This window comes from Streptomyces sp. NPDC051172 (genome assembly GCF_040682555.1).
Lineage (GTDB): Bacteria > Actinomycetota > Actinomycetes > Streptomycetales > Streptomycetaceae > Streptomyces.
The window spans coordinates 19,672-31,601 of record NZ_JBFBBE010000106.1 but is presented as its reverse complement, the minus strand read 5'-3'; the positions used below and the strand labels follow the sequence as shown (position 1 = coordinate 31,601).

The window sequence follows — 11,930 nt, the reverse complement described above, 5'->3', positions numbered from 1 at the left end:
GCTGTACCCGTCGAGCGAACCGTCCTCCAGCGGAGAGGCGGCATACCCGACCTTCTGCATCGCCCGTTTGGTGAACTCGTCCGTGTTGACGATGATCTCCGCGCCGCGCGGAAGGTCGCCGATGTTGGCCTTGAGTGCGGCGGGGTTCATCGCGACCAGCACATTGGGCGCGTCGCCCGGCGTGAGGATGTCGTGGTCGGCGAAGTGCAGCTGGAACGACGAGACTCCCGGCAGCGTGCCGGCAGGCGCCCGGATCTCGGCCGGGAAGTTCGGCAGCGTCGACAGGTCGTTCCCGAAGGACGCGGTTTCGGAGGTGAAACGGTCGCCCGTGAGCTGCATACCGTCACCCGAGTCCCCCGCGAACCGGATGATCACCCGGTCCAGCTTGCGTACGTCCTTCGTTCCGTCCGGCCCCCGCTGCTCTCCGACGACGGCTCCGTCTGCCTGCTCCGCTGTCCTGCTGACCTGGCTGGTCACTGAACTGGACCTCCCTCGAGGCGGCTGTCTGGGACCGGCCTTCCCGTGGGCCTTCCCAAAATCAACCCTACGTCCGTTAGGGTCGCCTTCCCGTGGCCATTTGCATCATGGACACAGCTTTGAGACGGTGCGACGCCCTGACTTGTCATGATTTCTCGCCCCCCGGCGCTCCCTTTGAAGACGCTTCGTGCGATTCGTTCGGTTCTAGGTGTGGATGGACGCTGGACGGACGGTGGATCGACGACTGAACGCGCGCTTACTGACTCAGTGTCAGCCCGTCAGGAGTTCAGATAGGTGAGGACCGCGAGAACGCGCCGGTGATCCCCGTCACTCTGGGACAGCCCGAGCTTCAGGAAGATGTTGCTGACGTGCTTCTCCACGGCGCCGTCGCTCACCACCAGCTGCCGCGCGACGGCCGAGTTGGTGCGCCCCTCGGCCATCAGCCCCAGCACCTCCCGCTCCCGCGGGGTGAGCCCGGCCAGCACGTCCTGCTTGCGGCTGCGCCCCAGTAGCTGCGCGACCACTTCCGGGTCCAGCGCGGTACCTCCCTGGGCCACCCGCACCACGGCATCCACGAACTCCCGGACCTCGGCCACCCGGTCCTTGAGCAGATATCCGACGCCATGACTGGAACCGGCCAGCAGTTCGGTGGCGTAGCGCTCCTCCACGTACTGCGACAGCACGAGCACACCGAGCCCCGGATGGGCCTTGCGCAGCTGCACCGCGGCCCGCACCCCTTCGTCGGTGTGCGTCGGCGGCATCCGCACGTCCGCGACCACGACATCGGGCAGCTCACCCTGCGCGTCCAGCTCGGTGATGGTCTTGATCAGCGCGTCCCCGTCACCCACCCCGGCGACCACGTCATGCCCACGGTCGGTCAACAGCCGGGTCAGCCCCTCCCTGAGCAGCACTGAATCCTCGGCGATGACCACCCGCACCCTGTCCTCCACGATCCCCCCAGCCCGACTCCGTCTGCCAGTAGTCCAGCATTCCAGCATTCGGACCCGACCGCCTCTGACCAACGGGAATCAGCGGGATTCGCACCCGGCACGACGCGTTCTGGCCGCTGCGGTGGCGGGTTGTCGATCATTGGGACCGGATTTTCGGCGAGGTCGGCGTCTTTCAGCCGTTCCCTGGGGGCGGGTATCGCGAGGCGTCTTCAGCCCGTCCGGCATTTGAGGACGAGGCCGTTCAGGCCGATCGGGGGTCCAGGGGCGGAGCCCCCTGGCGGTAGGGGCGATGCTCATCCCACCGCCCGCTCCCCGCGCCACGGCAACTCCGCAGTGACCCGAGTAGGCCCCCCCACCGGCGAATCCACCACCAGAATCCCGTCCACCGCATCCAGCCGCTCAGCAAGCCCCCCCAGCCCGGACCCCCGGGAGGCATCCGCCCCACCCACTCCGTTGTCCACGACCTGCACCATCAGCCGGCTCTTCACCCGCCACACATCCACCGCAGCCCACGTGGCCCGCGCATGCTTGCTGATGTTCTGCAGCAGCTCCGACACCGTGAAGTACGCGATCCCCTCGATCGCCGGCGCCGGCCGCTCGGCCAGATCCACCTCCACCTGCACCGGCACAGTGCACCGCGAGGCCACGGCGGACAGCGCCGCATCCAGCCCCCGGTCCGTCAGCACCGCCGGATGAATCCCGCGCGCCAGATCCCGCAGCTCCTGCAATGCCGTCTTCACCTCACCGTGCGCCTCGTCCACCATCCGCGCCGCCGCCCGCGGATCCTCCGCCAGCTTCTCCTTCGCCAGCCCCAGATCCATGGCCAAGGCCACCAGCCGGGCCTGCGCTCCGTCATGCAGGTCCCGCTCGATCCGCCGCAGATCCGCAGCCGCCGTGTCCACCACGACGCCCCGGCCGGACTCCAGCTCCACCACCCGCGTCGCCAGCCGGGACGGCCCGAGCAGCCCGTGCACCAGCACCCGGTCCACCATCGTCAGTGCCCGCACGATCCACGGCGTGGCCAGCGTGAACAGCAGCCCCACCAGCGCGGTGACGGTGATCTCGAAGGGGTTGTCGAGGTAGATGCTGTGGCTGCCGTCGCCGTACAACTGAAGCCCGCTCTGACCGCCGTACATCGGAAAGAGCCAGAACCACAGCGGATACGTCAGCAGCCCCCAGCCGTACGCCCAGAAGTTCACGGCGACCACGAACGAGAACACCGACCACGGGAACTGCACCAGCGCATACAGCAGCGCCCGCCACGACGTGCCGCTCTTCAGCACGGCCCCCATCCAGGCCATCACACCGGACTTCTTCATCCGCAGCGGCTCCGGGTCGCCCACCTCGAGCCCCAGCAGCCCTCGTGCCCGCGCCCGCTCCAGCGCCCCGAATCCCCGGCAGCCGGCCAGCCCCGCCGCCAGCACCGGAATCCCGAGGAACGTCACCAGCAGGCCCGCCCCGAGCGACACCATCGTGACGGCGTAGACGAAGAGCATGATGCCGATCGGCAGGCTGAGCAGCACATACCCGAACTCGCGCCAGCTGCGCCCCTCGAACGGCGCTCGCAGCCCGGCCGGCAGCCGGCGCCGCGCCCCCTCGGTGAACCCGAGCCCGCTGTCGTGCCCGTAGCCCTGTCCGTACTCCGTGGCCATCGGCGTCGTCCGTTCTACTCGTCCCGTTCGCCCTGTCCGGCCGGCTGTCCTGCCGTACCCCCACCCTGCTGCGCCGCAGGTCCGCGAACCATGGAGGCCGTCGGCCTCTTGGAAGGGGGGTTTTCCCTACCCCTCACCGGGAGCGCGGTCGCGCCACGGCAGCTCCGCCGTGACCACGGTCGGCCCGCCCTGCGGCGAGTCGACGACGAACAGTCCGTCGACGGCGTCCAGCCGGTCGGCGAGCCCCTGCATCCCCGAGCCCCCGTCGAGGCGCGCGCCCCCGCGGCCGTCGTCCTCGACCTGGATGAGCAACCGGTCCGTCGCCCGCCACACCTCCACGGAAGCGGTCTTCGCCGCACTGTGCTTGCTGATGTTCTGCAGCAGCTCGGAGACGGTGAAATAGGCGATGCCCTCGATGGCCGCGGCGGGCCGCGAGGCCAGATCCACCGTCACCTTCACGGGCACCGTGCAGCGCGAGGCGACCGCGGACAGCGCGGCATCGAGCCCCCGGTCCGTCAGTACGGCGGGATGGATGCCCCTGGCCAGATCCCGCAGCTCCTGCAGCGCCAGCTTCACCTCGCCGTGCGCCTCTGCGACCATCTCCGCCGCCGAGTCGGGATCCTCCAGGAGCTTCTCCTTGGCCAGGCCAAGACCCATCGCCAGATTGACCAGACGGGCCTGAGCCCCGTCGTGCAGATCGCGTTCGATGCGCCGCAGATCGGCGTTGGCCGTGTCGACCACGACCCCCCGGTCCGACTCCAGCTCCGCGATACGCCGCTCCAGTTCGTCGGAGGGCGACAGCAGAGCGCGCACCATCGCCCGGTCGGCGTTGGCCAGACCCCGCGCGATGAACGGCAGCACCGGCCACAGCACGAACAGCGAGGTCAGCGTGACGGCAAAGGTCAGGATCCCCCAGGGCAGCCGCATGAAGTCGTACAGCACCGTGCGCCAGCCCACCGGGTCCTTCACCCGCATCCACAACCACGGCAGGAAGCCGGTGCCGCGTCCGGGCAGCCGGCTCGGCTCGTCCACCCGCACCCCGAGCAGCTTCCTGGCCCGCGCCCGCTCCATCCGGCCCAGCAGCCGCGCGCCGGTCAGCCCGGCCGCCAGCAGCGGGAGCCCGATCACCGTCACGGTCAGCCAGAAGCCTGTGAACAGCACCGTCACGACGTAGACGAACCCGATCAGCGACACCGGAAGGTTCGCCAGCAGATGCGCGATCTCCTTCCAGGTGTGCCGGTCGTAGGCGAAACGGGCAGGCGGCAGACGGTCGCCGTCACCTTCCGGGGCCCCCATCGGGCGCGCGTGTCGTTCGGTCATATGGGCTAGCGTGCCGCGCGCCGGGCGCCCGCGCCATGAGGTCGGCCGCCCCCGTCCCCTGGGGAAAACCCCACCCCGGGAGCTCCTCGGCTGCCTCCTGGGATCTCAAGGTCGTCTCAAGCGGTGACGGGCTGCTTACCGTCTATTTATCAGGGCCTAGACTCCCGTGCGTACAGATCGTCGAACAGCAGCGTTCATCAAGGTCGCAGGGAGCGAGGGGTACGGACGTGCGGGAATCGACCGTCGCCGGTCCGACCGTCGTCGCGGCGGACTACTTCCAGTCGTACTCGGTCGTCGGACTGCTCGCCGTCGTCGGCGTGCTCTTCGTCGCGGTCGCCTTCGGCGCCGGCCGACTGCTGCGGCCCATGGTCCCCACCCCCGAGAAACTCCTGACGTACGAGTGCGGAGTCGACCCCGTCGGCGAGGGCTGGGCCCACACCCAGGTCCGCTACTACGTCTACGCCTTCCTGTACGTCATCTTCGCCGTCGACTCGATCTTCCTGTTCCCCTGGGCGACGGTGTTTGCCGCCCACGGGTACGGCGTGACCACACTGGTGGAGATGTTCATCTTCCTCGGCTTCCTGGCCGTGGGCCTGCTGTACGCATACAAGAAGGGCGTCCTGGCATGGACGTGACGACGCCGGACACCAACGGTCAGCCCGTACTCCTCCCGGAGCCGAAACGGCTGGGCGCCCTCGCCCGCCTGGCCCCCGAACCGATGAAGGTGGTCCTGAACTGGGGCCGCCGGTACTCGCTGTGGGTCTTCAACTTCGGCCTCGCCTGCTGCGCGATCGAGTTCATCGCCGCATCGATGGCCCGCCACGACTTCATCCGCCTGGGCGTCATCCCCTTCGCACCGGGCCCTCGCCAGGCCGACCTGATGGTCGTCTCCGGCACGGTCACGGACAAGATGGCCCCGGCCGTGAAGCGCCTGTACGAACAGATGCCGGAGCCCAAGTACGTCATCTCCTTCGGCGCCTGCAGCAACTGCGGCGGCCCCTACTGGGACTCCTACTCCGTCACCAAGGGCGTCGACCAGATCATCCCGGTCGACGTCTACGTCCCCGGCTGCCCGCCCCGCCCCGAGGCCCTCCTCCAGGGGATCCTGAAGCTCCAGGAGAAGATCGCCCGGGAGTCGCTGGGAGAGCGGTACGGAACCGCACCGGCACGCCCGTCGGCGGCGGCCCTGCAAAGCGGCCTGGTGAAGCCGCCGTCTCCCGATGCTCCTTCGGAGGAGGACCGATGAGCACGGTCGGCTGGCTCCCCGCCCCCGCCGACGAGCTGTTCGGTACGGAGGCCGCCGCCGAGGAGTCGTACGAACTCCTGACGGTCGACGTCCCGCCGGCGAGCTGGCCGGCAGCGCTGCAGGTGGCCCGCGACCAGCTGTCGTGCACCTACTTCGACTGGCTGAGCGCGGTCGACGAACCGGGCACGGGTTTCCGCGTCTCGGCCCACGTGGTCTCCCTGTCTCCCGTGCGCCGTCTGCTGCTGCGCACCACGGTCCCGCACGAGGCGCCGACGCTGGCCTCCGCCGTCGACGTCTACGCGGGCGCGGCCTGGCACGAACGCGAGACCCACGAAATGTTCGGCGTCGACTTCGAGGGCCACCCCGCCCTGGACCACCTCCTCCTCCCGGAAACCTTCGAGGGCCACCCCCTGCGCAAGGACTTCGTGCTGGCAGCGCGTGTGGCCAAGGCCTGGCCGGGCGCGAAGGAACCCGGCGAGTCCGACCACGGCGGCCCCAAGCGCCGCCAGATGCTTCCCCCGGGCGTCCCCGACCCGAACGAGTGGGGCCCGCTGAAGGGCCAACTCCCCCCTGCCCCGGCCCGCCCCGCCCGAGCCGCAGGCCGCCCCCCGGCCGACCGCCCGACCCGCCCAGCAGGCGACCGCCCGGTGCGCCGCGCCCGCTCGGCAACGGAGGGGTCGGCGAGCCAGGCGGCCACACCGCCATCCGCCGACGCCCCGGCTGCTTCGGGGCGTGCGCGGTCGGCGGCGGAGGGGTCGGCGAGTCAGGTGGCGTCGACTGCGCCTGAGGGCGAATCGGCGGCCCCGGCCGCTCCGCGGCGTGCGCGGTCGGCGGCGGAGGGGTCGGCGAGCCAGGCGGAGGGTGCGAGCGGTCGGGCAGCGGACGCAGGGCCTGCCGATGCCCCGGCTGCTCCGCGGCGTGCGCGGTCGGCTGCGGAGGGGGCGGCGAGTCAGGCGGAGTCGACTGCGGGCGAGGGTGACCCAGCTGGCCGGCAGCCGGGTGCCTCCGGTGCGGCAGCGCCGCGACGTACACGCAGCGCGAGCGAAGGCTCGGCCTCGCAGCCCCCCCGAACCACCTCGCCACAGAGCCCAACCACCCGACCCGCACCCGCCCCCCGCAGTTCGGACGCCCCGTGGCACCACGCCCGCCCGGCTTTCGACGAAACTGAGGGTGAGCCGAGGCCTGAGGGTGAGCCGAGGCCTGAGAGCGGGCCGACCGAGGAGGGTGGGCCGGCCCCGGAGACCGAAGCGGGGCCTGGGACGAAGCCCAGCACGGAAGCGAAGCCGAGCGCGGACTCGAAGTCGCCCTCGGAGGGCGAGCCGAGCCCGGTGCCCGAGCGGCAGCCGACGGCTGAGTCCAGCCCCGATGCCGAGCCCCTCGCGGAACCGCGGGGCGAAGCCGAACCCTCCCCGAAACCGTCCGCAGGCGCCGACTCCGACGCGGGTTCAGGCTCCGCCGAGGCAACCCCCGGTGACAGCCCCTCAATGCCGACCGCCGAGAAGTCCCCCCACGCCACCCACGAAGACCCGTCCGCCGAAGATCCGGCTGCAAACCCCGAAGACCCCGCAGGAGGCCCGCAGTGACCGACGCTCTGGACGTCACCCTGCGACTCCTGATCGTGTTCGTCGTCTTCCTCACCTTCCCCCTGATCGTCGGCCAGACCGAGCACAAGGTCATGGCCCACATGCAGGGCCGCCTCGGCCCGATGTACGCCGGCGGCTTCCACGGCTGGGCCCAACTCGTCGCCGACGGCGTGAAGTTCGCGCAGAAGGAAGACGTCGTCCCGGCGGGAGCGGACCGCCGCATCTTCCAGCTCGCCCCCGCCGTGGCCCTCCTCCCGTACCTCCTGGTTCTCCTTGCCATCCCCATCGGCCCCGGCGAGGGCGCCGTTGGTCAGGTCCTGGACGCGGGCATCTTCTTCGTCCTGGCGGTGATGGGCGTAGGCGTCCTCGGCTCCCTCATGGCCGGCTGGGCATCCGCCAACAAGTTCTCCCTCCTCGGCGGCCTCCGCACCGCCGCGCAGCTCCTCGCCTACGAACTCCCGATGCTCCTCGCCGCCGCCTCCGTCGCGATGGCGGCGGGCACGGTCTCCCTCCCCGGCATCCTGGACGCCTTCCACTGGTGGTGGCTGCCCTGGCAGATCGTCGGCGCGATCGTCTTCTTCGTCGCCGGTCTCGCCGAACTCCAGCGCCCGCCCTTCGACATGCCCGTCGCCGACTCGGAGATCATCTTCGGCGCGTACACGGAGTACACCGGACTGCGTTTTGCCCTGTTCCTCCTCGCCGAGTACGCCGGAATCATCGTTCTGTGCGGCCTGACCACCGTCCTCTTCCTGGGCGGCTGGCACGGCCCCTGGGGTGCCGACGGCCTCGGCTGGGTCTGGACCCTGCTGAAGACTGCCGTCCTCGCCTTCCTCGTGATCTGGCTCCGCGTCACCTATCCCCGGCTACGCGAGGACCAGCTCCAGAAACTCTCCTGGACCCTCCTCGTTCCCCTCTCCCTCGCTCAGATCGCCCTCACCGGCATCGTCAAGGTGGTGATCTCCTGATGGCTGAGCCGCTCCCGCCCACCCGCTCCCGCATCCCCGGCTCCGGCCTGGCCAAGGGTCTGGCGGTCACCCTCCGTACGATGACGCGGAAGACCGTCACCGAGCAGTACCCGGACGTCCAGCCCGACCTGCCACCGCGCACGCGCGGCGTCATCGGCCTGTTCGAGGAGAACTGCACGGTCTGCATGCTCTGCGCCCGGGAGTGCCCGGACTGGTGCATCTACATCGACTCCCACAAGGAGACGGTGCCGGCGGCCACCCCGGGCGGCCGCGAACGCAGCCGCAACGTCCTCGATCGCTTCGCCATCGACTTCTCCCTGTGCATGTACTGCGGTATCTGCATCGAGGTCTGTCCTTTCGACGCCCTGTTCTGGTCCCCGGAGTTCGAATACGCCGAGACCGACATCCACGAACTCACCCACGAACGCGACAAGCTCCGTGAGTGGATGTGGACGGTCCCGGCCCCGCCCGCCCTCGACCCCGGTGCGGAGGAGCCGAAGGAGATCGCCGCCGCCCGCAAGACCGCGGAGAAGCTCGCCGCCGCGCAGGCCGAGCCCACCGAAGCCGCCGAGCCTGCCCGGCCGACCGAACCCGAGGGAGGCGCGTCGTGACCCTCATCGCAGCCACCGCGACGGTGGCACAGGCCACGGCAGCTCACGCGACGGCAGCCCACGCGACGGCAGCCCACGCCCACGCCATCACGGCCGCCGGTGCCCACGGCTTCCTCTCGCCGACCGGTGTCGAGATCGCCTTCCTCCTCGTCGGCCTCGCCACCTTCGGCGCAGCCCTGGTCACCGTCACCACGCGGCAACTGGTGCACGCCGCCCTGTGGCTGGTGGTCACCCTTGGTGGCCTTGCTGTCGAGTACCTCCTGCTCACCGCCGAGTTCATCGCCTGGGTGCAGGTCCTCATCTATGTGGGTTCCGTCGTCGTCCTCCTCCTGTTCGGTCTGATGCTCACCAAGGCCCCGATCGGCCGTTCCCCGGACGCCGACTCCGGCAACCGGTGGGCCGCGCTCACCGTGGCCCTCGCCGCGGCCACCGCCCTGGTCTGGGTCGTCGTCGACGCCTTCCGTACGACCTGGGTCGACCTGGACGGCCCGGCGGCCGGCTCCACCGCCGTCACCGGAGCGAGCCTCTTCCAGAACTGGGTCCTCCCCTTCGAGGCACTCTCCGTCCTCCTCCTCGCCGCCCTGGTCGGCGCGATCGTCCTGTCCCGCAAGGCGAAGGCGGAGATGAGCTCTCCCCCTGTGAACTCCCGGGCTGCAACCGGTGGTTCCCCATCCGTCCCTGATTCCCGTAATCACCCGATCGAGGGAAACAGCCCGGCCGAGCAGGAAGGCGCCCGCTGATGCACCTCGCCTATCCCGCCGTACTCTCCGCCCTCCTCTTCTGCACCGGCCTGTACGGAGTCCTCGCCCGCCGTAACGCGATCCTGGTCCTGATGTCCGTCGAGCTGATGCTCAACGCCGTCAACCTCAACCTCGTCGCCTTCGACGTCTGGCTCAGCAAGGCCGCCCAGGAAAAGCTGCACTCCGGGCAGGCCCTGGCCCTGTTCACCATCGCCATCGCCGCCGCCGAGATCGGCATCGGCCTGGCGATCGTCCTCGCCGTCTACCGCAACCGCGGCACCTCGGACATCGACAAGCTCCGCGACAGCGCCGAGGGCCACGAGAGCGACGGCCCCGACGGCAACGCCCTCACGGCCGAAGAGACCGGGAAGGCTGAGGCCACCGCGTGACCACGACCACCCTCGCCGTCCTCGTCCCCCTCCTGCCGTTCCTGGGCGCCGCCTGCGGCCTGCTCCTGGGCCGCACGGCACCCGGCTTCGTCCGCCCGCTCGCCGTCCTGCCGACCCTTTCCTCCCTCGTGCTGGCCGTACTGGTCGCCGTGCGCCAGGGCGGCGACCAGGCGATCGACGCTGCCACCGAACTGACGCCCACCGGCTCGGTTCCCATCGAACTCGCCCTGCACATCGACGGCTTCGCCGCCCTCGTCGCCGTTCTGGTCGGTGTCGTAGCCACCTGCGTGCAGATCTACTCGACGGGCTACCTGCGCGACGACCCGCGCTACCCCTCGTACGCCGCCCTGGTCTCCCTCTTCACCTCCGCGATGTTGCTCGTCGTCTACTCCGGCGACCTGATCGTGCTGCTGGTCGGCTGGGAGATCATGGGTATCTGCTCGTACTTCCTGGTCGGCCACTACTGGGAGACCCCTGAGGCCCGCGCCGCCTCCATCAAGGCCTTCCTGGTCACCAAGCTCGGCGACGTCCCCTTCCTCATCGGCCTGTTCGCCCTCGCCACCGATGCCGGCTCCTTCCGCATCACCAAGGTCCTCGGCACGGTCGCGAGCGGCGGACTCCACCACCCGACACTGATCGCCCTGCTGCTCCTGGCAGGGGTGGCGGGCAAGTCGGCGCAGTTCCCACTGCACACCTGGCTCCCCGACGCGATGGCGGGCCCGACGCCCGTCTCCGCGCTGATCCACGCCGCGACGATGGTGGCCGCCGGCGTCTACTTCATCGCCCGCCTCCTCCCGGTCTTCGAGGCCTCCCGGGCCGCGATGGTCGTCCTCGCCGTCATGGCGGCTGTCACGATGGTCGGCTCGGGTCTCGCCGCGCTCGCCCAGGACGACATCAAGCGCGTCCTCGCCTACTCGACGATCGGGCAGCTCGGCTACATGACCGGCGCCCTCGCCGTCGGCGACCGCGGAGCGGCCGTCTTCCACCTCCTGTCCCACGGCGCCTTCAAGGCGCTGCTGTTCCTCGCGGCCGGCGTGATCATCCACGCCGCCGGCACCAACTCGCTGGCCACCATGTCCCGCATGCAGGGCCTGCGCGAACGCATCCCCGACGCCTACTGGACGATGACCGTGGCGCTTCTCGCGCTCGCCGCGATCCCGCCCTTCAGCGGCTTCTTCTCCAAGGAGTCCGTCCTCGGCGCCGCCGAGCACGTGGCCACCGGCCACACCGGGAACGCCCCCCTCGCCGCCGGCTGGATCACACTCGTCGCCGGCCTGCTCACCGCCGTACTCACCGCGGCGTACGCGATGCGCCTGTGGCTGCTGGCCTTCTACGGCAGGGGTGCCGAGGCCCCCGACCACGGCAGCCAGCCGCTGACCATGACCGTGGTGCTGTGGGTCCTCGCCGTCCCCTCCCTCGCGCTCGGCGGGCTCGCCTACCGCTCGCTGCCCAACTGGTTCGACGGCCGTGACCTCACCCCGACGCTCACCACTTCCGTGCTCGGCACGGGCGTGGCCCTTGTCGGCGGCATCGTCACCTATGCGGCCTGGCGGCACACCACCGCCCTCGCGTCCCGCGCCCCGCTCGGCGCGGTCGCGGCCCACCCCGAGGGCGACGCCGGACTCGTCGAGGCCGAGGCCATCGCCAGCCACGCGCCCGCCTACGGGGGAGTGGCCTACGCACCCGACCCGGCGGACCCGGGAAGACTGCTGCTCGGCCCGCTGCACCGGCACGCAGCCGTCGGCTTCCACCTCGACGCGGTGTACGCCGCCCTCTTCGTCCGCCCCGTCCAGGCCGGAGCGAGTCTCGTCCGCTTCCTGGACCGCGAGGTCGTCGAGACCTACGTACGCGGCGCGGGCGCCCTACCGCGTCTGCTGGGTGCCGCCGTACGACGCGCCCAGACCGGCAATGTGCAGACCTATGTGAGCGCACTGCTCGCCGGCACCGTCGTCCTGGCGGTCGCCGTCCTCCTCGTCGCCACGGGAGCGTGAGCAGGC

Annotated in this window: 12 protein-coding genes; 8 read left to right on the top strand and 4 right to left on the bottom strand. The window is 70.6% G+C overall.

What is annotated here, in order from left to right; translation table 11 throughout:
* From AB0N07_RS39740 to AB0N07_RS39725, 4 genes are all read right to left on the bottom strand, one after another.
* Positions 1-477 (bottom strand): 2-oxoacid:acceptor oxidoreductase family protein (locus AB0N07_RS39740; RefSeq protein WP_365843830.1); only part of this gene is annotated, 477 nt, incomplete at its 3' end.
* A gap of 278 nt (positions 478-755) precedes the next feature.
* Complete coding sequence (locus AB0N07_RS39735) at positions 756-1,415, bottom strand: response regulator transcription factor (protein WP_365843834.1); 660 nt, start codon at positions 1,413-1,415, stop codon at positions 756-758.
* 305 nt (positions 1,416-1,720) lie between these two features.
* Entirely contained in the window at positions 1,721-3,079 is a 1,359-nt protein-coding gene (locus AB0N07_RS39730) for a sensor domain-containing protein (protein WP_365843828.1), read from the bottom strand.
* Between the two features lie 126 nt (positions 3,080-3,205).
* Positions 3,206-4,399 carry a sensor domain-containing protein gene (locus AB0N07_RS39725; RefSeq protein ID WP_365843826.1) on the bottom strand — a complete coding sequence of 398 codons (1,194 nt, stop codon included), beginning with the start codon at positions 4,397-4,399 and terminating at the stop codon, positions 3,206-3,208.
* 227 nt (positions 4,400-4,626) lie between these two features.
* On the opposite strand from AB0N07_RS39725, the gene AB0N07_RS39720 reads away from it, so the two are divergent.
* The 8 genes from AB0N07_RS39720 to AB0N07_RS39685 all read left to right on the top strand — a co-directional run bounded on the left by AB0N07_RS39720 (position 4,627) and on the right by AB0N07_RS39685 (position 11,924).
* On the top strand, positions 4,627-5,034 hold the full coding sequence (locus AB0N07_RS39720) for an NADH-quinone oxidoreductase subunit A (protein WP_344403636.1): 408 nt from the start codon (positions 4,627-4,629) through the stop codon (positions 5,032-5,034).
* Positions 5,025-5,645, top strand: coding sequence for an NADH-quinone oxidoreductase subunit B family protein (locus AB0N07_RS39715; RefSeq protein ID WP_344403637.1), 621 nt, complete (start codon positions 5,025-5,027; stop codon positions 5,643-5,645). The genes AB0N07_RS39720 and AB0N07_RS39715 overlap by 10 nt, the downstream gene beginning before the upstream one ends.
* Positions 5,642-7,228 (top strand): NADH-quinone oxidoreductase subunit C, encoded by a 1,587-nt coding sequence (locus AB0N07_RS39710; RefSeq protein WP_365843824.1) that lies wholly within the window; start codon positions 5,642-5,644, stop codon positions 7,226-7,228. The genes AB0N07_RS39715 and AB0N07_RS39710 overlap by 4 nt, the downstream gene beginning before the upstream one ends.
* Positions 7,225-8,193, top strand: coding sequence for a complex I subunit 1 family protein (locus AB0N07_RS39705; protein ID WP_123966915.1), 969 nt, complete (start codon positions 7,225-7,227; stop codon positions 8,191-8,193). The genes AB0N07_RS39710 and AB0N07_RS39705 overlap by 4 nt, the downstream gene beginning before the upstream one ends.
* On the top strand, positions 8,193-8,804 hold the full coding sequence (locus tag AB0N07_RS39700) for an NADH-quinone oxidoreductase subunit I (RefSeq protein WP_266958883.1): 612 nt from the start codon (positions 8,193-8,195) through the stop codon (positions 8,802-8,804). The genes AB0N07_RS39705 and AB0N07_RS39700 overlap by 1 nt, the downstream gene beginning before the upstream one ends.
* Positions 8,805-8,890: 86 nt before the next feature.
* A complete protein-coding gene (locus AB0N07_RS39695) occupies positions 8,891-9,544 on the top strand; it encodes an NADH-quinone oxidoreductase subunit J (RefSeq protein ID WP_365843832.1) in 654 nt (217 codons plus the stop codon).
* Entirely contained in the window at positions 9,544-9,933 is a 390-nt protein-coding gene (nuoK, locus tag AB0N07_RS39690) for an NADH-quinone oxidoreductase subunit NuoK (protein ID WP_365843821.1), read from the top strand. Before AB0N07_RS39695 ends, nuoK begins: the two co-directional genes overlap by 1 nt.
* Complete coding sequence (locus tag AB0N07_RS39685) at positions 9,930-11,924, top strand: NADH-quinone oxidoreductase subunit L (RefSeq protein ID WP_365843819.1); 1,995 nt, start codon at positions 9,930-9,932, stop codon at positions 11,922-11,924. The genes nuoK and AB0N07_RS39685 overlap by 4 nt, the downstream gene beginning before the upstream one ends.
* Positions 11,925-11,930 lie beyond the last annotated feature (6 nt).

Bases quoted from the DNA above. Each gene is read 5' to 3' on its own strand.
- AB0N07_RS39730 (WP_365843828.1), bottom strand. From the start codon at position 3,079: ATGGCCACGGAGTACGGACAGGGCTACGGGCACGACAGCGGGCTCGGG.
- AB0N07_RS39725 (WP_365843826.1), bottom strand. From the start codon at position 4,399: ATGACCGAACGACACGCGCGCCCGATGGGGGCCCCGGAAGGTGACGGC.
- AB0N07_RS39715 (WP_344403637.1), top strand. From the start codon at position 5,025: ATGGACGTGACGACGCCGGACACCAACGGTCAGCCCGTACTCCTCCCG.
- AB0N07_RS39710 (WP_365843824.1), top strand. From the start codon at position 5,642: ATGAGCACGGTCGGCTGGCTCCCCGCCCCCGCCGACGAGCTGTTCGGT.
- AB0N07_RS39700 (WP_266958883.1), top strand. From the start codon at position 8,193: ATGGCTGAGCCGCTCCCGCCCACCCGCTCCCGCATCCCCGGCTCCGGC.
- nuoK (WP_365843821.1), top strand. From the start codon at position 9,544: ATGCACCTCGCCTATCCCGCCGTACTCTCCGCCCTCCTCTTCTGCACC.